General features: G+C 36.7%; 28 protein-coding genes and 1 tRNA gene. 12 read left to right on the forward strand and 17 right to left on the reverse strand.

Annotated elements, in window-relative coordinates:
- Nucleotides 1-148: 148 nt before the first annotated feature.
- From QEN48_RS04620 to QEN48_RS04630, 3 genes are all read left to right on the forward strand, one after another.
- Nucleotides 149-2,278, forward strand: coding sequence for a cation-translocating P-type ATPase (locus QEN48_RS04620; protein ID WP_280107730.1), 2,130 nt, complete (start codon nucleotides 149-151; stop codon nucleotides 2,276-2,278).
- 207 nt (nucleotides 2,279-2,485) lie between these two features.
- Nucleotides 2,486-3,124 (forward strand): hydrogenase nickel incorporation protein HypB, encoded by a 639-nt coding sequence (gene hypB, locus QEN48_RS04625; RefSeq protein ID WP_280107731.1) that lies wholly within the window; start codon nucleotides 2,486-2,488, stop codon nucleotides 3,122-3,124.
- A 73-nt stretch (nucleotides 3,125-3,197) separates the two neighbouring features.
- On the forward strand, nucleotides 3,198-3,887 hold the full coding sequence (locus QEN48_RS04630) for a small multi-drug export protein (protein ID WP_280107732.1): 690 nt from the start codon (nucleotides 3,198-3,200) through the stop codon (nucleotides 3,885-3,887).
- 100 nt (nucleotides 3,888-3,987) lie between these two features.
- On the opposite strand, the gene QEN48_RS04635 is transcribed toward QEN48_RS04630, so the two are convergent.
- The 3 genes from QEN48_RS04635 to QEN48_RS04645 form a co-directional block, all read right to left on the reverse strand.
- Complete coding sequence (locus QEN48_RS04635; protein WP_280107733.1) at nucleotides 3,988-4,962, reverse strand: radical SAM protein; 975 nt, start codon at nucleotides 4,960-4,962, stop codon at nucleotides 3,988-3,990.
- A 62-nt stretch (nucleotides 4,963-5,024) separates the two neighbouring features.
- On the reverse strand, nucleotides 5,025-6,218 hold the full coding sequence (locus QEN48_RS04640) for a radical SAM protein (protein ID WP_280107734.1): 1,194 nt from the start codon (nucleotides 6,216-6,218) through the stop codon (nucleotides 5,025-5,027).
- Between the two features lie 20 nt (nucleotides 6,219-6,238).
- Nucleotides 6,239-7,426 carry a radical SAM protein gene (locus QEN48_RS04645; RefSeq protein ID WP_280107735.1) on the reverse strand — a complete coding sequence of 396 codons (1,188 nt, stop codon included), beginning with the start codon at nucleotides 7,424-7,426 and terminating at the stop codon, nucleotides 6,239-6,241.
- Between the two features lie 207 nt (nucleotides 7,427-7,633).
- On the opposite strand from QEN48_RS04645, the gene QEN48_RS07970 reads away from it, so the two are divergent.
- The 6 genes from QEN48_RS07970 to QEN48_RS04670 all read left to right on the forward strand — a co-directional run bounded on the left by QEN48_RS07970 (nucleotide 7,634) and on the right by QEN48_RS04670 (nucleotide 11,086).
- Nucleotides 7,634-7,813, forward strand: coding sequence for an HVO_2753 family zinc finger protein (locus QEN48_RS07970; protein WP_347985104.1), 180 nt, complete (start codon nucleotides 7,634-7,636; stop codon nucleotides 7,811-7,813).
- Between the two features lie 5 nt (nucleotides 7,814-7,818).
- Entirely contained in the window at nucleotides 7,819-8,085 is a 267-nt protein-coding gene (locus tag QEN48_RS04650) for an elongation factor 1-beta (protein WP_280107736.1), read from the forward strand.
- 76 nt (nucleotides 8,086-8,161) lie between these two features.
- The gene (locus tag QEN48_RS04655; RefSeq protein WP_280107737.1) at nucleotides 8,162-8,629 is read left to right on the forward strand and encodes a PH domain-containing protein; all 468 of its coding nucleotides are present in this window, start codon (nucleotides 8,162-8,164) and stop codon (nucleotides 8,627-8,629) included.
- 202 nt (nucleotides 8,630-8,831) lie between these two features.
- Entirely contained in the window at nucleotides 8,832-10,202 is a 1,371-nt protein-coding gene (locus tag QEN48_RS04660; RefSeq protein ID WP_280107738.1) for a PH domain-containing protein, read from the forward strand.
- 75 nt (nucleotides 10,203-10,277) lie between these two features.
- Nucleotides 10,278-10,937 carry an endonuclease III gene (gene nth, locus QEN48_RS04665; RefSeq protein WP_280107739.1) on the forward strand — a complete coding sequence of 220 codons (660 nt, stop codon included), beginning with the start codon at nucleotides 10,278-10,280 and terminating at the stop codon, nucleotides 10,935-10,937.
- Nucleotides 10,938-11,000: 63 nt separating this feature from the next.
- Nucleotides 11,001-11,086, forward strand: a tRNA-Tyr gene (locus QEN48_RS04670).
- Nucleotides 11,087-11,170: 84 nt separating this feature from the next.
- On the opposite strand, the gene QEN48_RS04675 is transcribed toward QEN48_RS04670, so the two are convergent.
- A complete protein-coding gene (locus tag QEN48_RS04675; protein ID WP_280107740.1) occupies nucleotides 11,171-12,031 on the reverse strand; it encodes a mechanosensitive ion channel family protein in 861 nt (286 codons plus the stop codon).
- Between the two features lie 172 nt (nucleotides 12,032-12,203).
- Here QEN48_RS04675 and QEN48_RS04680 point away from each other — a divergent pair, with 172 nt between their 5' ends.
- Both QEN48_RS04680 and QEN48_RS04685 read left to right on the forward strand, forming a co-directional pair.
- On the forward strand, nucleotides 12,204-12,446 hold the full coding sequence (locus QEN48_RS04680) for a hypothetical protein (RefSeq protein WP_280107741.1): 243 nt from the start codon (nucleotides 12,204-12,206) through the stop codon (nucleotides 12,444-12,446).
- Nucleotides 12,447-13,040 (forward strand): hypothetical protein, encoded by a 594-nt coding sequence (locus QEN48_RS04685; protein ID WP_280107742.1) that lies wholly within the window; start codon nucleotides 12,447-12,449, stop codon nucleotides 13,038-13,040.
- A 73-nt stretch (nucleotides 13,041-13,113) separates the two neighbouring features.
- Here the strand turns inward: QEN48_RS04685 and QEN48_RS04690 are convergent, their stop codons facing one another.
- Complete coding sequence (locus QEN48_RS04690) at nucleotides 13,114-14,016, reverse strand: cation diffusion facilitator family transporter (RefSeq protein ID WP_280107743.1); 903 nt, start codon at nucleotides 14,014-14,016, stop codon at nucleotides 13,114-13,116.
- 260 nt (nucleotides 14,017-14,276) lie between these two features.
- Between QEN48_RS04690 and QEN48_RS04695 the strand changes: the two genes are divergently transcribed.
- A complete protein-coding gene (locus QEN48_RS04695) occupies nucleotides 14,277-14,555 on the forward strand; it encodes a signal recognition particle protein Srp19 (protein ID WP_280107744.1) in 279 nt (92 codons plus the stop codon).
- Nucleotides 14,556-14,610: 55 nt separating this feature from the next.
- Here the strand turns inward: QEN48_RS04695 and QEN48_RS04700 are convergent, their stop codons facing one another.
- The 12 genes from QEN48_RS04700 to QEN48_RS04755 all read right to left on the reverse strand — a co-directional run bounded on the left by QEN48_RS04700 (nucleotide 14,611) and on the right by QEN48_RS04755 (nucleotide 25,590).
- Nucleotides 14,611-14,886 carry a ubiquitin-like small modifier protein 1 gene (locus tag QEN48_RS04700; RefSeq protein ID WP_280107745.1) on the reverse strand — a complete coding sequence of 92 codons (276 nt, stop codon included), beginning with the start codon at nucleotides 14,884-14,886 and terminating at the stop codon, nucleotides 14,611-14,613.
- Between the two features lie 8 nt (nucleotides 14,887-14,894).
- Complete coding sequence (gene trpA / locus QEN48_RS04705; RefSeq protein ID WP_280107746.1) at nucleotides 14,895-15,695, reverse strand: tryptophan synthase subunit alpha; 801 nt, start codon at nucleotides 15,693-15,695, stop codon at nucleotides 14,895-14,897.
- Entirely contained in the window at nucleotides 15,696-16,832 is a 1,137-nt protein-coding gene (gene trpB / locus QEN48_RS04710; protein WP_280107747.1) for a tryptophan synthase subunit beta, read from the reverse strand.
- Entirely contained in the window at nucleotides 16,825-17,415 is a 591-nt protein-coding gene (locus QEN48_RS04715; protein ID WP_280107748.1) for a phosphoribosylanthranilate isomerase, read from the reverse strand. The genes trpB and QEN48_RS04715 overlap by 8 nt, the downstream gene beginning before the upstream one ends.
- Complete coding sequence (locus QEN48_RS04720; RefSeq protein WP_280107749.1) at nucleotides 17,406-18,176, reverse strand: indole-3-glycerol-phosphate synthase; 771 nt, start codon at nucleotides 18,174-18,176, stop codon at nucleotides 17,406-17,408. The genes QEN48_RS04715 and QEN48_RS04720 overlap by 10 nt, the downstream gene beginning before the upstream one ends.
- A complete protein-coding gene (gene trpD, locus QEN48_RS04725) occupies nucleotides 18,160-19,179 on the reverse strand; it encodes an anthranilate phosphoribosyltransferase (RefSeq protein ID WP_280107750.1) in 1,020 nt (339 codons plus the stop codon). Before trpD ends, QEN48_RS04720 begins: the two co-directional genes overlap by 17 nt.
- A gap of 8 nt (nucleotides 19,180-19,187) precedes the next feature.
- Complete coding sequence (locus tag QEN48_RS04730; RefSeq protein WP_280107751.1) at nucleotides 19,188-19,742, reverse strand: aminodeoxychorismate/anthranilate synthase component II; 555 nt, start codon at nucleotides 19,740-19,742, stop codon at nucleotides 19,188-19,190.
- Nucleotides 19,739-21,196 (reverse strand): anthranilate synthase component I, encoded by a 1,458-nt coding sequence (gene trpE / locus QEN48_RS04735; protein WP_280107752.1) that lies wholly within the window; start codon nucleotides 21,194-21,196, stop codon nucleotides 19,739-19,741. The genes QEN48_RS04730 and trpE overlap by 4 nt, the downstream gene beginning before the upstream one ends.
- A 310-nt stretch (nucleotides 21,197-21,506) precedes the next feature.
- Nucleotides 21,507-21,761: a winged helix-turn-helix domain-containing protein gene (locus tag QEN48_RS04740; protein WP_280107753.1), complete on the reverse strand. Its 255-nt coding sequence runs from the start codon at nucleotides 21,759-21,761 to the stop codon at nucleotides 21,507-21,509.
- A gap of 248 nt (nucleotides 21,762-22,009) precedes the next feature.
- Nucleotides 22,010-23,275: an ABC transporter ATP-binding protein gene (locus tag QEN48_RS04745; protein WP_280107754.1), complete on the reverse strand. Its 1,266-nt coding sequence runs from the start codon at nucleotides 23,273-23,275 to the stop codon at nucleotides 22,010-22,012.
- Complete coding sequence (locus QEN48_RS04750) at nucleotides 23,275-24,321, reverse strand: iron chelate uptake ABC transporter family permease subunit (protein WP_280107755.1); 1,047 nt, start codon at nucleotides 24,319-24,321, stop codon at nucleotides 23,275-23,277. Before QEN48_RS04750 ends, QEN48_RS04745 begins: the two co-directional genes overlap by 1 nt.
- A 363-nt stretch (nucleotides 24,322-24,684) precedes the next feature.
- Nucleotides 24,685-25,590, reverse strand: a complete 906-nt coding sequence (locus QEN48_RS04755) for a helical backbone metal receptor (protein ID WP_280107756.1) — start codon at nucleotides 25,588-25,590, stop codon at nucleotides 24,685-24,687.
- Nucleotides 25,591-25,601 lie beyond the last annotated feature (11 nt).

The following is a 25,601-nucleotide window of genomic DNA, read 5'->3' on the forward strand; positions in this document are numbered from 1 at the left end:
ATGTTTTAGGTTTTCTTCAATTTGTCTTCTATTTTTTTTGGGTATGGGTTAAATCTTTTATTCCTATGTCTTGAGGCGAAGAAGGTTAATAGAAGAATAGATATAAGTTTGTTTAAAAAGGGGTTAGGTTTTCTGTGAGGTATGTTTTTTGGAATCAAGTTTTAAAGTTGATGTAGATTGTCCAACCTGTGCAAGGGAGATTGAAGAGAAGTTATCTGGTTTAAAGGGGGTTATTGAGGTTGAGGTATATGCTGTATCGGGGAGGGTGTTGGTTGAGCATACTTCAGAAGTTACTGAAAATGAATTAAAGAGTTATATCCATGAATTGGGGTATGAAACCAGTTTTGAGGGCTCTTATCTTGAATATACTTCTATATGGGTTGGTAGTAGAGCAATTAAGACCTGGATAGGTGGTTTGTTTTTTATTACGGCGTTTTTAGTTAATTTTGTTTTCACTGGGCTTGAGTTTTATTTGATAAGTTTTTATGGACATGAATTGTTTATTTCAAGCATTTTGTATCTTGCTTCAGTTGTTTCTGCAGGAACTCCGATTGTTAAAAATGGATTTAGGTCTATCCGTAACTATGACTTAAATATAGACCTATTGATGACGATAGCTATTTTCGGAGCTATAGGGATTGGTTATTACGTTGAAGCTGCTGCCCTTGCTGTGTTGTATAGTGTAGCAGAACTGCTTGAAAACTATTCAATAAATAGGGCTAGATCTTCTATTAGAGATTTAATAGATCTTTCTCCAGAAGTAGCTATGTTGAAGACTAGTGATGGCTTGAAGGAAATTTCTGTAGATAAATTGAATGAAGAGGATGTTTTTGTTGTACAGCCTGGTGAAAGAATACCGATGGATGGTGTTGTGGTTGAGGGTAGTAGTCTCGTTAATCAAGCTCCAATAACAGGTGAGAGCCAACCCATCTCTAAGGAAAAGGGAGATGAAGTGTTTGCTGGAAGTATTAATGATACAGGTTATATTGAGGCCCGTGTGATTAGGAAGCATTCTGAATCAACTATACAAAGGATTATTCAGTTGGTTGAAGCTGCTGAGTCCGGTCAGACAAAGCGTGAAAAATTTGTAAATCGATTCGCAAGTTATTATACACCGATAGTGGTTTTAATAGCTTTTTTCACCATTTTGATACCTGTTTTATTAGGTTATTCTTTCGAAACCTGGTTTATTAGGGGTTTAACGTTTCTTGTCCTAGCTTGTCCATGTGCTTTCGTGATAAGTACACCTGTAAGTATAGTTTCTGGAATAACCAGTGCGGCAAGAAATGGTGTTTTGATTAAAGGTGGGAACATTCTTGAAACGATGGGTGAGGTTGATGTAGTTGCCTTTGATAAAACAGGGACCTTGACATCTGGTGAGTTCCAGATTGATGAGATAGTGCCGTTAAATGGATACAGTGAGAAAGATGTTGTAAGATATCTATACAGTTTAGAGCAAAACAGTGAACACCCTATAGCTAATGCTGTATCTCGATATGCAGATAAACATGAGATTAAGGGTGAGAGGGCTAGTGATTTTGAAAGTGATACTGGTTTAGGCATTAGTGGTGAGATTGATGGCCGTAGGTATTATGCAGGAAACTCTGACCTGTTTGAGAAAAAAGGGATCAATATTGAAAAAGAGGTTGGTGAGATAACCTCTCGTTTGCAAAGACTGGGTTATACGGTTATTTTAATTGGAGGTTTAGAGAAGTTTATTGGTGTTGTTGGAGTGAGGGATTCACCTCGTCCAGAGGCAGGTCAAGTAATAGATAGGTTGCGTAGTTTAGGTGTTGAGAAAGTGGTTATGATTACTGGTGATAATGAAAAAACTGCCAATAATGTTGGTAAGGAGGTTGGTGTTGACTCCGTATACGCTGGCTTGCTTCCTGAAGAAAAACTCCGGGTTATCCAGGATTTAAAAAAAGAACATGTGGTGGCGATGGTTGGTGATGGAATAAATGATGCCCCTGCCCTTGCAGAAGCCGACGTAGGTATAGCGATGGGAGCGGCTGGAACAGATGTGGCTATAGAAACAGCCGACATAGCTTTAATGGGTGACCAAATATCAAGAATTCCATATCTCTTGAAGTTATCTATAAAATCTAATAAAGTGATTAGGCAGAATATTTGGTCGAGCTTAACGGTTAAATTTTTATTGGCTTTAGGAGTTCCATTTGGATATGTAACTGTTATAATAGCAGTATTGGTAGGTGATATGGGAATGAGTTTAGGTGTAACAGGAAATGCATTAAGACTTTCTAGAACCAAGCCGTAAACAAAATCCAATCCTAAAAAAATATATTACGTAAAAAAATCTTTTGTATTTAAGCCTCCCTATCTCTGTTTGGGTTTTTCGATATCTAAATCATTTTTTTGGGCTCTAGATTTTTTTAAGTCTTTTTTTGTTGGTTGTAGGTAAATTATTTAGTTTGTAGGGCTTATTTTTGTTTTAATATGTGTCTTTTTGGTTGGGTGTTTTGTTTTGCATGATTATGAGAAGATTGATGTTGGCTCTGATTTGATTGAAGAGAATGATAAGGAGGCCTTGAAGGTTAATCAGGTTCTTAAGGATCATGATATAAGGTCCTTTGATTTGGTTGGTGCGATAGGTTCAGGTAAGACATCTATTGTTGAGGAATATGCTTGTAAATTAAATGGTGTTGGAGCGGTTGTTGGTGATGTTTCTGGGGAGGATGATTATCAAAGGTTAAGAGAGATCGGTATTCCTGTTGTTAATTTGAATACTGGTAGGGAATGTCATTTGGATGCACATTTAGTTAGGCACGCCCTTTCTGATTTGCCTTTAGATGAGATAGAGTATTTGTTTTTTGAAAATGTTGGTAATCTTGTTTGTCCAACTGACTTCAAGTTGGGAGCGGACCACCGGATTGTTGTTGTAAGTGTTACTGAGGGAGATGATGTTGTAAACAAACATCCAATGATTTTGAAAACCTCAGAACTATTAATAATTAATAAAGTTGATATAGCTGATGCCGTAGATGCTGATGTAGATAGGATGGTTCGTGATGCTGAAAGAATTAACAGTGACCTCGATGTCATTAGAGTGAGTATGAAACAAAAAACGGGTCTAGATAAGCTGGATAAAGTCATAATACAATGAATATCCAATAATCCATCTTGATGTGGTTTTGAGGAGGTTTTGAGTGGTTTATTTTGTTTGTTGAGGTTTTTATATGATTTCTAAAGCCATCGATGTTTATAGGGATTTTAAGAAGACATTTATTTCATGTGATAGGAAAGAGACAGGTTTTACTTTATTCAAGTTCTTTTTTCCCTTTTTTATTGGTGGTTTATATCTAACCATTATTTATCTTTTTTTTGATTATGAAACTCTTTATCCATTGGTTGCGGCACATTTATTTCCTCCCTTTGGAAAAGAATCGATTATACCGGCTGGAATAGCTTTTGGTGTCTCTCCATTAGCTATGGCTGGATTAATGGCTGCTTTAGAGGTTATTGTAGGTACTTTTATGATTTGGAACTATGACCTTTTAAAGGGCGTGCCATTTCTTGGTAGGTATGTAGGTAAGGTGGAGGGAAAGGGCCGTGAAAAACTTAGTCGTATTGGATGGGCAAATAGATTTGCTTTTGCAGCTATTGCCTTATTGGTGATGGTTCCATTTCAGGGGTCAGGAACGATTACAGCATCTATAACTGGCCGTATAATAGGTATGAAGGTTTTGGATGTATGGATGGCTATTGTGGTTGGTGCGATTTCAAGCAATCTTTTGATTGCTTTTTTTGCAGATACATTCATAGGTATATTAAGAGATAACCTGGTTCTTGGGGTTATAATACTATTGTTCTTGGGAATTGTTCTCTGGATAGTTAGAGACAAAAATAGAAATAAAAATAATGGATGAAATATTGTGTTGTGACATCATCCTCTCCCTGAAGAGGAGAGGTCTTAGCCCTGAGTTAAGATAAATATTTTTTTTGGTTTTGTTTTGGTTTATAGAGTTTTTAGATGTATTTGGTGGCGTTGATTATTGGCTCGATTTTTAGTTTGCGTATTAGGTTTGATTCTACGTATCCGAAGAAGGGGCATCCTTGGCATTCTTCTGTTATCTGTTTTCTCTTGTTGATTGTTTCTTTCCATTGGTTTTTTAATCCTTTTTTGTATTCGCCGATTACTTGGTTTTGGGCTCTACATTTTTTTATTTCGCCGTTTGCGGTTATATGGAGTATCATGTCGTTTTGACTGCATTCTTTGATTTCGTATGGGTTTTTTATCATTTTTAGGTATGTTTTTGAGTTTATTATTGGATATCCCTGTTCTTTCATTTCTATTAATTTGTTTATAGCGTTTTTATGTTTTTTGTTGTTTTTTATGCCTGTTTTGCTCCAGGTTTCGTTGTCGATTTCTTTATTTTTGTAGACAGGTTCGAATGAAATTATTATGTCTAGTTCGTCTGCTAGTTTTACTAGGTCGGTGAGTTCATCTAGGTTTTTTTGGGTTATAACGCAGTTTATTGAGGTCATTATGTTTTTTTTCTTGGCTTCTTTTATTCCCTTGATTATTTTCTGTGGTTTTACACCTCTGGTTTCTATGTTTGATTGGATACCGTCTAATGAAACGGATAGGTAGTCGAGGTGTTTTAGTTGGCTGGTTTTTTGTTTTAGTAATGTGCCGTTTGTAACCATTGAGGTCATTAATTGTTTTTTGTGTGCGTGCTCCAATATCTCGTCTATATCTTTTCTTAATAATGGTTCGGCAGCCCACATGTTGTATAGTGTTATTCCGAAATCACTGGCTTCATCCAGTAGGTTTTTTATTTGACTTGTATTCATTGTCTCTTCAGTATTGTCTTTTCTCCAGTAATCACAGTAATCACATTTAAGATTACATTTTTGGTTTACCTCATGTGAGAGTACTACCGGTCTTTGTTTGACCTTATATTGCCATATTGATTTTAAAAACAATTTTATTGGATTCATTTTATCTTAAATCATGCCTTAAGGCTCTATTCTTTTTAGGGAAGAGGGTTTTACCTTTATTTTTAGAAATGGTCGTGTGGGTATGGAGGTGTTTTTTTTCCAACTATTTTTTTTAATGAATCTTTATATTCCTGTTTTTCATAAACACATTTTTCTTTGTTGTTTTTGTATAATGGATGGTTTCTTATTTTTTTCCAAATTTTTTTTAGACTTTCTTCATTTATATCTCCAAATGATATTGGTGTGTGCATACAGGGCATGATTTTTCCTTCGGGAGACATGTAAAGCCATCTTTTACCAGCAAAACAACCGAAACAACTGGGTTCACGTAGTTTATAAAACCTAGTTATAAACCTCTCACCCCGATTTACGAGGTCTCGCTGCAAATTATCTATCCTTTTTTTATCAACATCTTTTAAGGTATCTCCATCGCTCCAATTACCTGTGTCTACTACTTCTTCTATCATCAATTCAAATACATCATTTGTTCTGCATAGTTCAATTAGTTCTTCTAGAGTTTTTTGGTCGGTGTTATCTGGAGTTGCGACATAAAGTAATGCAGAAAGAATATCTGTGTTTTTAGTGGCCTTTAAACCATCTAAGACTCCTTGGAAAGCGTTTTTATGTTGTCTAAATTCATTATGAACTTCTGGATATGGTGAATCTAAACTGAAATTGAGGTAGTCTAGTCCTGCCTGATCCAACTTATACACTAATTCTTGATCCATTTCTAAACCATTTGTGACAACCATAGTACTTGCTCTATCTCCAACATAATTTATTAGGTTGGTTAGGTCTTTCCGGAGAGTTGGTTCTCCTCCTTCAAAAAGAATTTGAGATACACCTAAGTTGATAGCTTGATCGATTGTTTGTTTGATTTTTTCGGTAGGCAGTTCTTCTGTTTGTTTGTTAACCATTTCACTGACCAAGCAGTGTTTACAGTTACATTGGCATTGGCCTGTAACCATGATTGTTAAGTTTTGAGGGCGGTGTATACCTAAATATCTTTTTATTTCAGTTTTAACCATTTTTTCAAACGCTTTGCTTGGTATGGGAGGAAATCCCGTGGATAAAAATAACCTATCGTCTATTATACGGGAGTTCATTCCCCATAGATATCTCTCTAGTTTTCTTTCTAATGGACCTAAAAAAGGAGACAATATACCTGATGTCACCAAGTTAAGTGAGCCATCTTTTTTTCTAACAATCTTTAGGTTAACGGCTTTAGTTTTATATGCCGTGAACTCCTTACTCATTTACCCAAATCTCCTTTCTACTATAATTCGTTGTAATTTAATGGGAGGTCGGAAACACTGTAGGGATCTATGTATTTTGACCTAAACTTCTCACTCTGCATTACACAGCTATTTTTTCCTTTAAATCCATCGAAACTTGTCATCCTTTTCCATATTTCTTTAAGGCTGTCATTTTTTATGTTTCCAAACTTAATCGGGACGTAGGTACAGGGGGTTACATCACCGTTATGGATTAGATTTAGCCATCTTTTACCAGCCATACAGCCAAAGAAATCGGTTGATTCAAAATAACCGTTGTAAAAAACCCTAGGTCCAATTGGTTTGTTGTTAGCTTCTTCTCTTAAACTTAGCAATATATCTCGGTGTCTTGGACCAACCAATATCTCTGTATTGTCTTTATATCCCCAGGTTGGGTGACTGTCCCATAAAGTTAATTCATCCACTCCTATATCGCTAGCGAGGTCATAGATTTCCATAACTTTACCTGATTCAACTAATTTTGGTTTAACATGAACATGCATCGAAACATACAGACCTGCCTCTAAAGCGTTTTTCATCCCATTAACCGCGGCTTCGAAAGCCCCATCCATCCCTCTGGCTTCATCATGTTCTTCAGGCACAGGACTCTTAATCCCCGTCATAACCGCGTGTACATCAGCTTCATATAGTTTCTCTGCTTTCTCCCGATCTAAAAGAGGGCCTGGAGTGAAAACGCTTACGATGCTTTTTTCTTTATCCACATAATCTATTAATTCAAATAGATCCGGCCTTAACAATGGGTCGCCTTCTGCAAAACCAAGTGAAACTGCACCTAAATCCTGAGAATCCTGTATGAATTTTTTAACGTACTCTGTATCAAGCTGGCTTCCATCTCCAAGTATATTACATTCTTCACATTTGAGAGAACATTCAGATATATTCATACTCACAGCTTGGGGAACATATTTATTCAACAATAAGGCGTTTACTTCATTTTTAACCGCTCTCTTAAACGGCTCACTTGGTATTGGAGGCAACCAACTACTAACAACAACTGAATCCTCATTTACATCAATCGGTTTTTCATCAGTTAAAAGTCGATTAACCCTCTTAACAACAGGATTGACAAAACTTGATAGGGGGCCCTGACTTACCAACTCAACTTTGTCTTTTGATGTATCAAGAAACAACTCTAATCCTTTACGATCTAAAATCGAGATTTCAGACATTACAGATATGTGGTCCGTCTACAAAATTAACTTGATGGATATATACAGGGGTTTTTTGTTTTGTTATGTAAATACAAATAGATATAAGTTGGAGAAGCAATTAACCTATGTTAGCTTTTTTGGGTATTAGCCCCGATTGTCGGTTTTAATCGATAGAAATTTATTGAATTAAGGTCATGCCTTAATGATTTAAAACTTGGTGATTATATGTCAAAAGATAAATCTAAACGTGTGAGATGTGTTTCCTGTGGTATAACGATTACAAGTCCAGCGTACACCTCTTTCCCATGTCCAGAGTGTGGGGACGAGGAGATTGCTAGATGTAAGATGTGTAGAAAGCAAAGTAATAACTATGAATGCCCTGACTGTGGTTTCTTGGGACCGTGATAAAGATGGGTGATGTTGCTGCTAAGATAAAAGTAATGCCTAAAAGCCCTGAAATCGATTTAAATGAATTGGAAGAATCGATTAAAAAAGTGATTACGATGGGTGAAGTAAAGAAGGTTGAGCGAGAAAACGTAGCTTTTGGATTAAAAGCACTTATGGTTACAGTTGTAGTTCCAGACGAAGAAGGTGGAACGGAAGTTATTGAGGAGAAATTAAGTGAAATCGGTGACATCGAAAGTGTCAGAGTAGAAGGCGTAAACCGCCTTATGTAAAAAAAATAAAACTCCTTTCACTTCCCTATTTTTTAACATCTTCGATATTTTATAATTATTTACAGGGTGTATATGATTGAAATCGCTTGAAAAGCGTATTAAGTATGTCTGGATAACGTATTGGTTTATAGGAGCCCTGATATTAGGTTCGATTGGTAGGGCTGTTGACAGTTATTTTATAGAATCAGATTTTTTTGCTGGAATAATTGTCTTTTTAACTATCTTTGTTTTCGGATTAATATATAGTATCTATAGATATGATGTATGGGTCTATGAAGTTCGTGGGGACTCTCTTTATCTAAAGAGAGGGGTTTTCACTCGTGTGCAAACAATTGTTCCTTATGCCAGAATACAGCATGTTGATACTCAGAGGAGTGTTTTAGAACGATTACTAAACCTATCAACTCTAGTAGTTTATACAGCTGGGAGCCGAGGCTCAGATGTTAACATACCTGGTTTAGACCCAATCCACGCTGAAGACCTTCAGAAACAACTTAAAGAAAAAACAACTGAGTTCGAGTTAGGTGAGGAAGACGCAGTATAAACTTTTTTCTAAAAAAAATCACTTACATCTAAAAAAGGGGTTGGTATGAATAAAACTTGATCGTTACTCAATAATCTATAGGTCTCTTGAAAGCCTATGGGGAATTGCGGCCTTTTTATTCATCGCCTTAATAATTGAAGGATTACCAGTACTTGAAGAAGTACCTATATTCCTCGGTCTTATTGTCATAGCTTTCCTTGGTTTGGTCGCATGGAACTATGCCTACTGGAAAAGGTTTGATTTTGATATAGAAGACGATATGCTTGAGATACGTTCAGGCGTATTCAGTAGAAGGAAGAGAGAAGTTCCGTTAAAAAGAGTTCAGAACGTCGATGTAAGAGAAAATGTAATACAGCAAGCATTAGGAATAGCTGAACTAAGATTTGAAACGGCCGGTGGTGGAACTACAGAAGCAGTCCTAAGATATGTCTCAACAGATGATGTTAATAAACTTAGACAGAACTACCAATCGTTTAAAGAAGGCCGTGAAGTAACAGTTGAATCGGAAAAAGAAGACAAACTTTTATATGAGATTGATGCATTAGAGATGGGGATTCTTTGTTTAACCGCCTACAGCCTTGCAACATCTATAGCGATCTTTGCATTCATTACTTTCATCGTATTTACATTCGATGTGGGATTGGATTTAGGTATGGGGATAGTGGGAGACAGTTTGGTTTTAGCAATCAGTTTATTAATCTTAATTTCGATCTTAGGTGGTTGGTTGTTTAATGCAGGCCGGAAATTTATCGGGTACTTCAATTTCAAGTTGTATCGTTCAGGAGACACATTGAAATATAGAAGAGGAATGCTCCGGCAATACAGTGGGACAATACCACTGGATAAACTACAAAACATAACGATTAGAGAGAATGTTCTTCAAAGGATGATTGGATATGGAGCTTTAGACATAGATACTGCAGGATATGCAGTTCAACAAAGAAGTGAGTCAGGTGCTGAAGTAGCTATACCCATAACAAAAATCCATAATATACCAGAAATAATAAAACAGGTCGAAGGTGTAGAGCTCCAAGAACTAAACAACATTGCTGAACGTGCGATGCAGAGATATGGAATCCGATACTCAATCATAGCGATATTAATATCAATACCGATCTACCTATTTACAGAACTACAGCCAATAACACTTTTATTAATTATAGTTGTTTTATTTTTATCTGCATTGGCTGGAGCATACCTAAAATGGATTCACAAAGGATATCAAACTCTTGACAACTACTTAATGACACGGAACGGTTTCTGGAGAAGACAAACAAAAATAGTGCCATACTACAGAATACAAAACGTAATCATTCAAAGCGGTTTCTTACAAAGAAGATGGAAACTAGCTTCAGTTATAATCGATACCGCAGGCACATATATCTCAATAGGCGGTGAGATAATCGCCACAGACCTTGACAAAAACGACGCCAAAAACCTCGGAGAAAAAGTATTCCAAAAACTACAGAAATCACTAAAACAATATAGAAAACAGAAAATAGAGGAGAAAAAACAACGTAAATCTAGAAACCAAAAACCAGAAACAAAAAAGAAAGAAACAAATGAAGAATAAAAAACACCAGAGAAAATAAAATAAAAAACATACTGCTTTAACTATACTGCTTGATATACAAAGGATTTAGTTTTTATGTCTAAATTAGATGTTGTTATAGATCGGTTAGAACATAGATATGGAGTTCCAGAATCTAAAAAAAGAAATGATCCATTATTCTCCTTAATACAGGTTATTTTATCACAAAACACAAACGATAAAAACCGAGACAGAGCGTTCAAAAAACTAAAAAAACGATTCAAATCCCCAGAAGCAATAATGAAATCAGATAGAGAAACGATAGCAGAAACAATTTCTGTTGCCGGATTACACAACACAAAAGCAGAAAGAATACAGAAGGCACTAAAAAAAATATATGAAGAAAAAGGAGAACTGAATCTAGATTTCCTAAATCAATTATCGTTAGAAGAATCTAAAAACTGGTTGATGAATCTACCAGGAATAGGTCCAAAATCTGCCGCAGTAATCCTTAATTTTGATTTCAATAAAAACACCTTTCCAGTCGATACCCACGTACATAGAGTAACCAAAAGACTCGGATTAATACCAGAAAATACAAACAGAACAAAAGCCCACCACATCCTTGAAAAAAAAGTACCACCAGAAAAGATGTACGAGTTCCATATAAACCTAATCAAACACGGTAGGAAAGTATGTAAAGCAAGAAAACCAAGATGTGAAAAATGCAGTTTAACCGATATATGTCGATATAAAAAAAGACAAAATAACCAATAAACATAGTTCAGGTGTTTGGTGAGGGAAAATATTAATTACCTATCAAGAAAATTAGGGTACTGTCCCGCCTTAGCTCAGTTTGGTAGAGCGGTCGGCTGTAGAAACCTGCAGACACCGACTGGTCCTCCGTTCAAATCGGAGAGGCGGGACTTAAAAAACTTACAGTTGTTTGAGGCGAACGCCCACGACTTTAGTGTGGGATGAAGCCTACAACTGTGAACTTCCCTCACTTATCATTTACTTATTTCTTCTTCTATGGGTGTTTCTATATGTCCTGAGAGCTCTCTTTGTGGGAATGGTATTGTTATATCTTCTTCATCAAATCTTTCTTTTACAGCTTTGACGTAATCTGATTTAATTTTAGCAAAGGTTCTACGGCTTGGTTCAGATACCCAAACATTACATTGTAGCTCTACATAAGAATCGGCGAGATCTGTCAACCGTACTATTGGTTCAGGGTCATCCATGATTCCATTGTTCTTCTCAGCTTCATCTAGAATTATTTTTGTAGCTTTGTTTATATCGTCATCATAAGCTATTCCAAAAGGACATTTTATTCTTAATTTATCTTTTGCTACAGGGTTAGTTAGTTCTGTATCTGTTAAAAATGAGTTAGGAACTGTAACCAGTTCATTATCAAAAGTACGTAATCGAGTGACCCTCATACTTATATCCTCGACTATCCCTGAATTATCCCCCCAAATTATCCAGTCACCTATTTTGAATGGTTTCTCAATAAAAATGAATATACCAGCTACAAAGTTCTTAATAACGTCTTGAAGCGCAAACCCTATAGCCAATGTAGCGGCTGCAGCTATTGTTGCAAGGGCTAGAAGTATATTTCCAAGTCCGGCAAATCCAAAAGCAAGCGCCAGAGCTATAAACAAAACCCCTAAACTAAGAATCTTATTTATAGGCTTTCTTGCATGCTCTTCAAGACCCCTCGACTTCATAACCCTCGAAACCATAGGTATAACCGCTATTTTACCTATCAAATAAACCACTAAAAACGATACAACAAAATAAATCACTTGAGTCACTAAACCTGCATAACCTCCAAAAAAAGGTTCAAGTATTGGCAAAGGATCGACCATAAGTAAAAACCCAATAAAGGTATTCTAATTGGTTTTATTTATAATTTAACTAGAATTTTTAATAGCGAAAAGGTTTTTAACCCTCGTTTAGATATAGTTCAATGGAAGAAAATTTCTTTAATAGAATGTAGGTTTAGTGTTCCTTTAAGTTTCTAAGGGAGGGAAGATAGGTTTGAGTAAATATAGTAATAAAGAAGGAGATTTTTTTAGTGAAAAAGAGAAGCCATATTTCTATCCATTGATTCTAGCGGTTCCAGCGATTTTTTTATTAATAACATACCTTGTTATACCTATTTCAGCCCATACAATGGTTTTCTTATTTGTACCAGCAATGGCGTTAGCATTTTTTGCATTAATTGGGTTGTTGGTTGTCTATATGAAAGGACGGAGGTCCAGCATGGAGGTGGAAACCTAAATGTCTAGCGATAAAAAATCTGATTCGTTTTTAGATCAATTTGGCTTCAAACACCTAAGCATAGTTTTGGTGGTTGCTGCAGTTATAGGGGGGCTTGCTGCGGCACCTGGAGCCTGGGATTTCACAAGTCAGAATCAATTCTGTGATGATTGTCATAAAGAAATGGATTTTCCAAACGAACTTGCTTTGTCAACACCTAATTATGGAGATGCCGTTAGAGGTCCACCGGTAAACGCAACCGCTGAACAACACGTTGAGATATTTGAAAGAATAAACATAGAGGAGGGAACGGATTGTGTACAATGCCATGTTGGAGATGATTTCCAATCTGTAATTGATGAAAAGGTTATTGGTGGGATGTACGAGGCATTCCAGTTCTATTTAATGGGAGTTGATGAGTTCCCAGAAGATGTAGAGATTCCAGATGAATACTGTACACAATGCCATACCTCAATTGGTGAAGATCCTGAAAATCACCCACCTTTCGATATAACTGGGTACAACTGTGGAGACTGTCACCAATCCCATGATGATACACATTACGTCAATGTAGATGAAGATACTGAATGCTCGTCATGCCATCTCAATTGGTAAATAGATTTCAAAAAACCTATAGAATTCAAGGCTCTAATCGATATTCCCCCCAAGATTTGGGGGATGTCTATTTTTATTTTTTTTCTGGCTCTAGATGTATGTAGGCATCTTTCACTCCTTTGATTTGTTGAAGTTCTTTTTCTATTTTTTCTTCTATTTCATGTGCTTCTATGAGTGATAGGGAGGATGGTACTTCTAGTTCACAGTATACGTGTATTTCAGGGCCTACATAATGTGCTTCGCAATATAGTTGTTTTGTTATTTCTTTTTGGTTTAATGCTTTCTCTATTTGTTTCATTGTGTTTTGGGAGGGGGCGCCACCTACTATGTAATTTATGTTTTCGCTAGCCATCTCATATCCTGTTTTAAAGATCCATATTGATACTATTAAACCGAAGATTATGTCGAGGTATGGATATCCAGATGCGGCTCCAATAACTCCTATTAATGCTGAGGTTGATGCGAATACGTCGGCCATGCTGTCTTTGCTTATATCTATAAGGATATTGCTGTCTATTTCGTTTCCTTTTTTCTTTAAGTAGTGGTATAGACCATATTTTGTTAAGATGGATATTGTTAGTGCTATAATGAAATATGGTGTGTATTGGTATGTCGGTCCTGTAATTAGGCCTTGGATTCCTTGATATACTATGATTATGCCGACGAATATGATTGAAAATGCTATTAATAGGGATAGGAAGGGTTTTATTCTTTCATGTCCGTGGGGATGTTTTTTGTCTGCTGGTTTTAATGCGTAGTACATCCCGATTAACAATATAAAGGAGTATCCCATGTCTCCTAGGGAGTTGAATGAATCTGACCTTACTGAGAGGCTTTCGAAAATTATGCTTGGAACAAATTTTATTATGAATAGAAATAGGTTAGCGAAAATGAGTAAAAAAATCAATCCTAATATCTTTTTTTCTCTACTGGTTCTTTTAAATCGGTTATTGATCGATTTCCCAAGCCATTTCATCTGGTTTATCTCCTATAGGATATAAAAAAAGCCATGTTATTTAGTTTGTCAGTTTTTTGTTTATCTAAGCTTAGATTTTTTCTTCTATAGAGGTTTTTATAAAATATGGTGTTTAGGGTTATTCTGTTTTTATTTGTTTTTGCGTTGGGTATGTTTTGATGCGTTTTTAGTTTTTATGGAGGTTTGAGGCAGATTGCCAATTTCTTTAGGTGCGGGATACAACATAAAAATAATGTTGTTTGAGGTATGAATCATTTTGTATGGTTGGTAACGATAAGGATAGGATGGTTTTGTGGCCTTCTAACATTGATGTTGATAAGAGTAGGGGTAGTGGGAGGATTATTGCTAGAGAGGATGCTGTTTCTAATCCTAAGTTGTCTAGGATGGAGAAGGCGGCTAGTGAACTGGATTTAGATCCTGTTGTTGAGGAAGATAAGGCTTATCCTGGTTTTTGGTGGGAGAGTGAGGGTCGGTTGGTTGTGGATAAGGTTAAGGGGAAGACTGAGGTTGCTAGGGAGATTGCTGGGAAGATGAGGTAAAGTATTATTTTATCCTTTTTTTAGGTCTTAAGACCTTTTTAGGGAGAGGGGGATGTTATCCGCCGGATACTGGTGGTAGTAATGCGATTGTGTCTGTGTTTTTGATTTCTTTGTCTAGTATTTCTTGGTTTTCGATTGTTTTTTCGTTTATTAGTATGTTTACGTTTTTCTTTAGTTTTTGGTTGTTGTAGATTTCTTGTTTGATTTCTGGGTGTTGTTTTTCTATTTGGTTCATTATTTGTCGTAGTTTTGTTTTTTTGTTTATCTGGATTTCTATTTTGTCTTTTCCGGCGGTTTCTCTATAGTTTGCGAATAGTTTTATTTCTACCATATATTGGTTTAGTTTTGTTTGATTTCTATTAAACTTGCTTTTTTCATTTCTTGTATGTATTTTTTGATTTCGGTTTTTTTGTTTTGTTCTATTTTTTCTACTATTGCGCTTCCGCATATTACTCCGTCTGCCCCTGCTTTTACTGCGCTTTTTACGTGGCTTGGTTTTGATATTCCGAAGCCTATTGCTATTGGGTGGTTTGTTTGTTTTTTTAGGTTTTTTATGAAGTTTATGGCTGTTTCTGGTAGTTCTTTTCTTGCTCCTGTTACTCCTAGTCTGGATACTGCGTATAGGAATCCGTTTGTTTTGTTTGAGATGTGGTTTATTCTTTCTTGGTTTGTGTTTTCTGCGACTAGGTATATTTGGTTTATTTTGTTTGTTTTTGCTTGTTTTAAGGCTGTTTTTGATTCTTCTGGAGGCATGTCGGGTATTATTATTCCGTTTACTCCTGTTTGTTTTAGTTTTTTATAGAATTCTGGAATGCCGTATTGGTATATTAGGTTGTAGTAACTCATTAGGACTATTGGTATGTCGGATTTTTTGCGTATCTCTTTTATTATTTTGAATGTGTCTTTGACTTTGAATCCGTTTTTTAGGGCTCTTTTGTATCCTTTTTGTATTGTTGGGCCATCTGCTGCGGGATCGCTGTATGGTATTCCGATTTCCAGTATGTCTGCTCCTCCTTCTATTATGTCCATTGCTATTTCTATTGAGGTGTCTATGTCTGGGTCGCCTGCCACTATGAATGGCATGAATGCGGTTTGTTTTTTTCGGTTTATTTTTTCTTTTAGTGGTGTTTTTTGTTTCATTTATTCGTCCTCCGATATTTTTTGTACGTCTTTATCTCCTCTTCCTGAGAGGTTTATTATGACGATGTCGTCTTCTTCGAGTTTGTGTTTGATTTTGTTTAGGTGTGCTATGGCGTGTGAGGATTCTAGTGCTGGTATTATTCCTTCTTTTTGGGAGAGTTGTTTGAAGGCTTTTAATGCTTCTTGGTTGTTTGCTGTTGTGTATTTTGCCCTACCTTCTTCTTTTAGCATGCTGTGTTCTGGACCTATTCCTGGGTAGTCTAGTCCGGCTGCTATGCTGTCTGTACTGCCTACTTGGCCGTCGCTGTCTTGTAGTAGGTAGGACATTGAGCCTTGTAGTACTCCTTTGCTTCCTTTTTGTAGGGATGAAGCGCCTTCTGCTTCAACACCTATTAATTCGACTTGGTTTTCTCTGAATTCATGGAAGATTCCTATTGCGTTGCTTCCACCGCCTACACAAGCGATTATTTTGTCTGGTAATCTGTTTTCTGCTTCAAGTATCTGTTGTTTTGTTTCTCGACCTATAACGCTCTGGAAGTCTCTTACTATTTCGGGGAATGGTGATGGTCCTACGACTGAGCCGATTAGGTAGTGGGTTGTGTCTAGACTTGATACCCAATCTCTTAATGCTTCGTTTACGGCGTCTTTTAGTTTTTTTTGGCCTGATGTGACGGGGTTGACTTCTGCGCCTAATAAACGCATTCGGAAGACATTTAGTTGTTGTCTTTCGACGTCTTTTTGCCCCATAAATACCTCGGTTTTTAAGCCGATTTTGGCTCCAGCGATTGATGTTGCTACTCCGTGTTGGCCTGCACCTGTTTCAGCTATGATTCTTTCTTTACCCATGTATTTAGCCATCAATGCCTGTCCAAGTGTGTTGTTTATTTTGTGTGCTCCGCCGTGAAGTAGGTCCTCTCGTTTTAGGTATACTTTGCATCCGATTTCGTTGGATAGTCCTTCTGAGTATGTTAGGGGTGTTGGCCGTCCAGCGAACTCCTTTAAGTGTTGGTTTAATGCTTGGTTGAATTCATCGTCGTTTTTGAGTTGTTGGTATTCTTTTTCTAGTTCTTGTAGAGCTGGGATTATTGGTTCTGGAACGAACTTTCCTCCAAACTCCTTAAAATCTCTTTTATTCAATTTGACACCTCAATTTTTTGTGGAAATCTTTCATTTTAATGTGGTTTTTAATTCCAGGTGTTTCTTCAACTCCTGATGAAACATCTACTCCATATATGTCTAGGGCCTGTATTTTCTCTATGTTTGTTGGGTTTAGGCCGCCTGAAACTATTGTTGGGTATTTAAGGTTTTTTATTTTGTTTTTTATTGCTTTGATATCTATCTGTATTCCTTGGCCTCTACTACTATCTATTAATAAGGCATCTGTTTGTTGGGATGGTTCTAATTTATTTATTTCATTTTCTTCGATGGCTTGAATTATTGCTGTGTTTTTTGGTATTCTGAGTTTGTTGGGGTCGGTATATAGTTGTAGAGCGTCTGGGTTTAGTTGAAGTATTTCTTGTATTTTTTTCTGTGATTTTGTTGTTGTTACGCAGACTTTTGTTATGTATGGGCCTAGTTGGTTGAAGATCTTTCTTGCTTTCTTTAATGGGATGTTTCTGGGTGAATCTGTTTTAACTATAACTCCTATTGCGTTGAAACCAATTTTTTCTGCTTTTAATGCGTCTTTGGTTTGTGTTATTCCACATATTTTTATGCGCATAGTAGGCCCTCCAGACGTTTTGCTGGATTTTTTGATTTCATTAACTCGGTTCCTATTAGAAATCCATCGCAGTATGGCTTTAGTTTTTTTATGTCGTCTTTGTTTTTTATACCGCTTTCTGAGATTATTGTTTTGTCTTCTGGTATTTTTTTGGAGAGCTCGATAGTGGTGTTTAAATCTATTTCAAGGGTTTTTAGGTTCCTGTTATTTATTCCTATTATCTCTGCTCCTGAATTTATAGCTATATCTAGTTCTCTTTGTGTTCTAGTTTCTACTAATGCTTCTAAACCGTTTTTCTTGCATTCCATTAGGTATTTTGGAAGTTCTTCTCCTAGTAATGAGGTTATTAGTAATACTGCGTCCCCACCTAACTGACGGGTTTCTTTTATTTGGATAGGGTCTATTATGAAGTCTTTTCGGAGTATTGGGCCGTTATAGTTTTTTCGAGCGATTTCAAGGTATTCTTTCTTTCCTTTGAAGTAGTTTGGCTCTGTCAATATTGATAATGCTTGTGCGTTTCTTAGTTTTTTTATAGTTTGCTTGGTTTTCTGGGGCGTTGGTTCTTGGATCATTCCTTTGGATGGAGATGAGTATTTTAGTTCGGCTATTATAGCTGTTGAGTTATATGGTTTGTTTTTTATTGCTTTTTGAAGGCTTTTTGTGGGATGTGTATTTATTTCACTTGGGTTTTTGAGTTCTACGGGGTTTTCATTTAGCTCTTTCTGAACGGTTTTCTTTATTTCTTTAAGTACGTTTGGCATGTTTGCTTGCCTCCCTTAACTCTTTTAGTTTTTCCATGCTTGCACCACTGTCTATACTGTTTTTAGCTATTTCAACTCCTTCTTTGATTGAGCTGGCTTTTCCGGATAGGTAGATTGCAGCACCTGCGTTAGCTAGAACTATGTCTCTTTTAGCGTTTTTCTCTCCTTTTAGTATTTTATTGATGATTTGGGCGTTTGTTTTAGTGTCTCCACCTTTTATTGTTTTTAGAGGTTGTTTTTGAAGGCCTATGTCTTCTGGCTCTATATGATAGGATTTTATTTTGTTGTCTTTGAGTTCGGATATTAATGTGGTTCCTGTTATAGTTATTTCATCAAGTCCATCGCCGTGAACTACTAAACCTCGTTCTAATTCGAGGTTTTTTAATACTGAAGCGATTTTATTTGTTAGGTTGGGTGAGAAAACACCTAATAGTTGTCTGTCTGCGTTTGCTGGGTTTGTTAGAGGTCCGATTATGTTGAAGAATGTTTTGAATCCGACTTCTTTTCTTGCGGTCATTGCATGTTTCATTGCGGTATGAAACTCTGGAGCGTAGAGAAAAACCATTCCTACTTTATTTAAAACTGTTTCCGATTGTTCTATTGTTAGTGATAAAGGGATTCCTAGTTCTTCTAGGACATCTGCGGAGCCGCAGCGACTGCTGACACTTCTGTTTCCATGTTTCACCACGTTTATATCTGATGCGGCTGTGACTATTGCTGTAGCAGTGCTTATGTTAAATGTGTTCGAGCCATCTCCACCGGTTCCACATGTATCTATCAATGGGGGTTGAGGGGTGTTTTCAAGGGTCTTTGCAAAACCCTTTATCTTTCTTGCAAAGGCAGCTATTTCTTCTGTTGTCTCTCCCTTCATGTGCATTGCTGTTAAGAATGAAGCTATTTGGGGGTCGCTGGCTTTACCGGTCATTATTTCGTTTATAGCGGACTCTGCTTCTTTTTTATTAAGATGGTGTCCTGAAACAGCTTTCTTTAATGCGGTATTCATCAAAAAAATCACTCTCCATATATAAAATTAGTTAAGATCTGTTTTCCATAACTGGATGCTATGCTCTCCGGATGGAACTGGATACCGTATAAAGGCTTTTTTTTATGAGAGATTGCCATAACTTTTTGGTCTTCACTGGATCTAGCGATAACTTCAAATTCTTTTGGCAACGGCTCATTAACTATCAATGAATGGTATCTTGTAGCTTTGAATCTTTTAGGTATGTCTCCAAAGAGTCTATTTCCATTATGATTGATTTCACTGGTTTTTCCATGAATAGGTGTTGTTTTTTCGATGCAGCCTCCGTAGGTGTGTGCTATCACTTGATGGCCTAGGCATACGCCTAGAACTGGTTTTTCTAAATAGTTTATTATTTCACTGCAGTTTCCAGCGTTTTCTGGTTTTCCGGGGCCTGGTGACAGTATTACTCGATCTATGTCTGTTGGTATTTTTTTAAGGTCGTCATCGTTTTTTATGACTGTTGGGTTGGCTTTCAGTTCTCCAACCATCTGGTAGAGGTTGTAGGTGAAGCTGTCATAGCAATCTACTATTAGAACGTTCATTGTGCACCCTCTGCCATCTTGATTGCTTCAATACCGGCTTGGCCTTTTTCTTTTGTTTCTTCCCACTCTCTTTCAGGTTTTGAATCGTTTACAATTCCAGCTCCTAACTGTAGGCTTGCTGTGTTGTTTTTTGAGAGAATTGTTCGAATTGCTATTGCGAAATCCATGTTTCCGTTGAATCCCATGTATCCAACTGCTCCCGCGTATATCCCTCTGTTTTCCGGCTCTAGTTCATTTATTATCTCCATAGCTCTTAGTTTAGGAGCTCCTGATACAGTGCCAGCTGGAAAACAAGATTTTAAGGCGTCTGATGCGTTTAGGTTTTTGTTGATTTTTCCTTCAACTTTTGATGTGATGTGTTGGACGTGAGAGAATTTTTCTATATCTGCGAACTCGTTTACTTTTACCGTTCCGAATTTTGATATCTGTCCGACGTCGTTTCTTGCTAAATCAACGAGCATTATGTGTTCGGCCATCTCTTTTTCATCATTGAGCAGTTCTTTGGCTAGTTTTTGGTCTTCTTTTTCTGTCTTGCCTCTCCGTCTTGTCCCTGCTATTGGTACGGTCATTACGGTGTTGTCTTGTACTCTAACAAGCATTTCAGGACTGCTTCCTATTACTCTGTGTTCTCCAAAGTCTACGTAATACATGTATGGGCTTGGGTTTATTTTATCGAGAGCGGCATAGATATTGAATGGGTTTCCTGAGAATTCTACATCAAGTCTCCTGGAGATAACGGCTTGAAAGATATCGCCCTCTTTTATGTATGTTTTGGTTTTTTCAACCGCATCCATGTATTTTCTGCGTGTTATGTTTGATTTATAGTTTGTTTGTTTTTTATTGAAGGCTCTATCTATGGGTTGGTAGTTTTTAATCTTTTTTTCAAGTTTTTTCAGTTCTTTTTTTGTTTCTTCTTGTTTTTCTGTATCGAGAATTAGTTTAGTTAGGTAGAGTAGGTCTTTTTTATGGTCAAAAACAAGGTATTTTTCACATACCATAAACTCTGCAAGGGTTTTTTCTCCTGGTTTTTTCAGCCTGGGATGTATTTCTTCGATTATGTCGTAAGCGAAATATCCTACTGCCCCTCCATCGAAACGGGGTATCTCTGATTTTAGGTAGTTGAATGATTCAGTTATTTTTTTTATTTTATCGATTGCGGTTTTTTGGTCGTCAATCTTGATTTCTGAGATGTATTCTTTTTTTCCTTCGATTTTGGTTTCTTGGTTCGTTATTTTTGTTTTAATGATTGGGTTTAGGCCGATGAAGGAGAATCTTGATAGTTTTTCTTTTCCTTCTCTTGATTCCAGTAGGAATCCTGGGCCTTTTGATATTCTTTGGTATATGTCCATCGGTTTTATTGCTGGGATTTCTGTTTTATGGACTACTGGTGTTATTGTGGGGTTTTTGGTGTTTTTCTTTTTTTTCTGGGTTTTAGATTCTGGATCAACAAACATAATTACACACTTCTGTACTATATAGTACTAAATTAAACTTTAACACACAGTATTGTGTATATTATATAGATAAACCTTTCCCCCAAAAAAACAAAAACCAAACAAAAAACCCAAAAAACACTTCAACACCTAACAAAAAACCCAAAACCAACTACATTATGTTAACTCAGGCATTAAGACCCCTCCTCTTCAGTAAGAGAAGGATATCACAGACACATACTCAAAACTCTCAATAAAATCAAAAATAAGCAGGTTAATTAAATCAGATAAAAAAAATAATTAATGTCCTCTGAAATCCTGAATGGATGTTTCAATCCCTCTCAAGTTCATGTACTTCCTCAGCAACCTTTTTTCCCAAATCAGTTAAACTGTATTCGTTCTTGGTTTTTTCAACCAAACCCTTTTCTTTAAGTTCATCTAAAGCTTGAAGCGCTGCTGTTTCAATCAACCTTCTTTTCTTGATAATGAACTCAGGCTCAGAAGCACCATTCTTCTTAAGCACACTGATAATCTGCCTTGCATTGGCATTACCAATAACATAACCCTTAGCTTCATCAACGCTCATACATACCAATATAGATTCAACATATAAGTAAGTGTCCAACCTTAAAACAATGGTAGTTTGAATATAACTATAACTTATACAAATTCCTAGCATTTTTTCTTAATTGTAGATAACAGACGGGGCATCGGAAGGTATAACCAGACCTCTTTTGATGCCAGGGGCGTCGTGAAAACGCCCGAAACCACTACTGTAAACCCGATATCTGCAACGCAAGTCGATGAGGTAGGTGGTAACCTATGCTAAAACGGTCAGAAGCCCCTCTGCTTCAGGGAGAGAAGGATGTCACTAGCTTCTTTGATATCTTGAGCAACTATTAATCCGTTTTCTTTTAACTTATTGTATATTTCTGTTCCTTTACCATTGGTGTAATCTCTTTTTTCTACGGGAATGGATTCGATTGCAATAACAGTTTTACCTTTATTAAGAGCTTTTTCAGCGGCAACCAGGTTTTTGAGGTTACCATTGCCAATTGGTATCTCGGAGATAACAACAATGTCAGACCTATCGATAAACTCCATGTTTTGATCAAATGCTTCTTTAGTTATCTCGGAAAAAGGTGCTTCACTGACTATAGGTATATCTATCGACTCTGCAACCTCTTTATCAGAGTCTAGGTTGTTTAAAACACCTGTAGAAAGGAGGTATCCTTCTTTCTTTAGTTCGTAAAGCAGTTGGTTTCCACTTCCACCACCACAGATAACATGTATCCTTGTATCTCCGTTTTCAAGCCCTTCGATATTTTTAGATTCTGAGAAAGGAGTAACATAGATAGAGCCGGTTAAAGGATGTTTTTTAACAACTACATCGATTCCATAGGTATCCTTTATGTTACGGGGTGTCAAAACTTCTTGAGGCTCTCCAATACACTTTACCTCGCCCTTATTTAATAATAGAAGCCTATCACAAAACTGTGAAGCCAGATTAAGGTCGTGGAAAATCCCAACAATACATTTTTCTTTACTAAGCTCTTTAGCTAAAGAAACTATCTCTATTTGATGGTTTATATCTAGATGGGAGGTTGGTTCGTCAAGTAAAATAGTATCGGTATTTTGAGCTATTGCTCTGGAAATAATAACCCTCTGAAGTTCACCACCACTCAGACTGGAAGCATTTCTATCTTTAAGGTCAGTAGCACCAGTCATCTCTAAAGATTCCTGAACAACATCTGAATCATCATTATAGTCAGCGCTAAAGAATGATTGATGCGCAATCCTACCCATCTGAACAACCTCTTTAACAGAAAAATCAAAACCTATCCGAACCTGTTGAGGAACAACCGCAACTTCCCTAGCGACCTCACTTCTAGATAGATCGGAAACATCATTCCCATTAATCAAAACCCTACCCTTATATGGCTCTAAAACACCAGAAATACATTTAAGGAGAGTGGTTTTACCAGAACCATTCGGCCCGATGATACCAAAAAACTCCTTACTATCTACATTAAACTCAATCTCTTTAAGAGTATCTATCCCTTCACCATAACTGAAGAACAAGTTTTCAACCGATATCATCAATAACCCTCCTTACGTTTCCAAAGTAAGTAAATAAAGAAGGGTGCTCCGAATAAAGCAGTTATTATACCAACCGGTATTTCGGTTGGAGCTAAAATTACTCTAGCCAATGAATCGGAAACAACAAGGAAGATAGCTCCCAATAAAGCTGATGCAGGTATCAAAATCACGTGACGAGGGCCAAGTAAGATCCTGATTATGTGAGGTGGAATCAGGCCAACAAAACCGATTATACCTGCAAAAGCAACAGAAGCAGCAGTGACTAGGGACGCTAAAACAAGAATTATCTTCTTAACAAATTCTACACGAACACCCATATACATTGCCTCTTCTTCCCCAAGCATTATAGCATCAATATACTTTGCCAAAGGAAGTGAAGCAAAAATACCCAAACCAACTAGAGGTAAAGTAACAAATACATAACTCCAATCAGCTCCAGCCAATCCACCAAGAGTGAAATACATTATTCTAAAAACCTTGTCATCACTGAAGTACATTATAAAAGAAGTTAAAGCAGACAAGAAAAACGCGAACGCAACACCAGCCAACAATAATGTGTCAACAGGAACCTTGTGCCCTTGCTTTGCAACGAAATACACAGCAAATATAGTTATAACTCCTGAGATAAAAGCGAGTATAGGTATCGAGAATTCACCAAATATAGTTATGCCAAACATAATCGCTATAGCAGCACCAAGGCCCGCACCACTAGACAAACCAACTATATAAGGATCTGCAAGCGGGTTTTTAAAAAGCCCTTGCATCAAAGCTCCAGCAGTACCAAGAGCCGCTCCAACAAGCCCTCCCAAAAGAACCCTAGGCAACCTAATCTGTTTGATAATTGTTTCTTGCCCAGCAGTATATTCAACATCAAACAAGCTATTTAAATAAGGGATTTCTTCAAAAAGAATGCTAAGTATAACATCAACCGAAATAGTAACAGGGCCAATTCCAAAAGAAATTACCATAACAACTATAGTCAAGATTAGTAATAACAATAAACCAATTTTACCACTTCTTTTACTAACCAACTTTGTCTTGTACATACTTCAGATTACACTCCTAACAGAAATACCTTCACTAAACTCGGTAACTAACCTAATTGAATAACACGTAATTTAGATATAAACCAGAACGTCGAATCGAAACCCTAAAATCGCTTCTTCTATAAATCAATTGTACAACTTAATCTTAAAAATATAAAAAATATTTTGCCCCCAAATCAGGAGCTGAATCTAACAACATTTTCTACCTAAGGAGTCTCATTCCAGACTTAAATTGTGATGTTGGTTACGCGAGCAGTTCGTCCTTTTTGAGATTTAGGTGGAGTATGCCCTACCGTGTGTTCTATCTCTATTGGAGTGTCAGATTCACCATTCCTGATTTTTAATTTAAGAGGGGTAATTTACTTACTCGAGTTCAATATCATATAATGCATCTACAATTGAGTTAACACCATCTACAATTCTTGGACTGGCTCTTGTTGTTTCATCTTCAAGTATTACATAAACTTCGTCATTATCAATGGCATCTATTCCCTCAAGCTTGCTTTCATCTAATAGCTCTGTAACAGTCATTCCTGCGTGTTCAGTTAACAACATTACTTCTGGATTTATATCAACTAATGTTTCATAATTAATAGCAATATGGCCTTCTTGGTCTATGACGTTGTTAGCTCCTGTCAACTCAAGTAAATCGTTTTGATATGTCCCCTGTCCAGCAACCCACATTGGTTCATCGGCCCAAGTTATGTATAGTGTATCTCTTTCATCGTATTCAGCTACTTTATCTTTTACATCATTTATTTGTTCTTCAATTTCACTAATTAAAGCTTCTCCATTTTCTTCAACACCAGATACATTGGCGATGAGTTCTATGGCTTCAAGCAAGTTCTCATAACTTCCTGGATGTATTACAATTACTGATATTCCTTTTTTCTCTAGTTGATTAACAATGCTATCTTCTTGTTCTGAGGATGCGAATACTACATCTGGGTTTTTATCAATTATTGTTTCTATGCTAGGATTATCATAACTTCCTACTGAGTCGGTTTCAACAGCCTCAGATGGATAGTCACACCAATCGGTTACTCCAATTACTTTATCACCCAGGCCTAGTTCATATATTACCTCTGTGTTGGATGGAGATATCGAAATTATGGATTCAACGTTCTCTACCACTTCAACTTCTCGATCTGTTTGGTCTGTGTATGTTATATATTCGCCATCTCTCTCTATGACGTCCATACATCCAGCTGCGGACACGGCAATCAATAATACTGCTAAAACTGTGATTATATGTTTTTTATTAACCATTGAAAAACACC

It is taken from the genome of Methanonatronarchaeum sp. AMET-Sl (assembly GCF_029854155.1).
Taxonomy (GTDB): domain Archaea; phylum Halobacteriota; class Methanonatronarchaeia; order Methanonatronarchaeales; family Methanonatronarchaeaceae; genus Methanonatronarchaeum.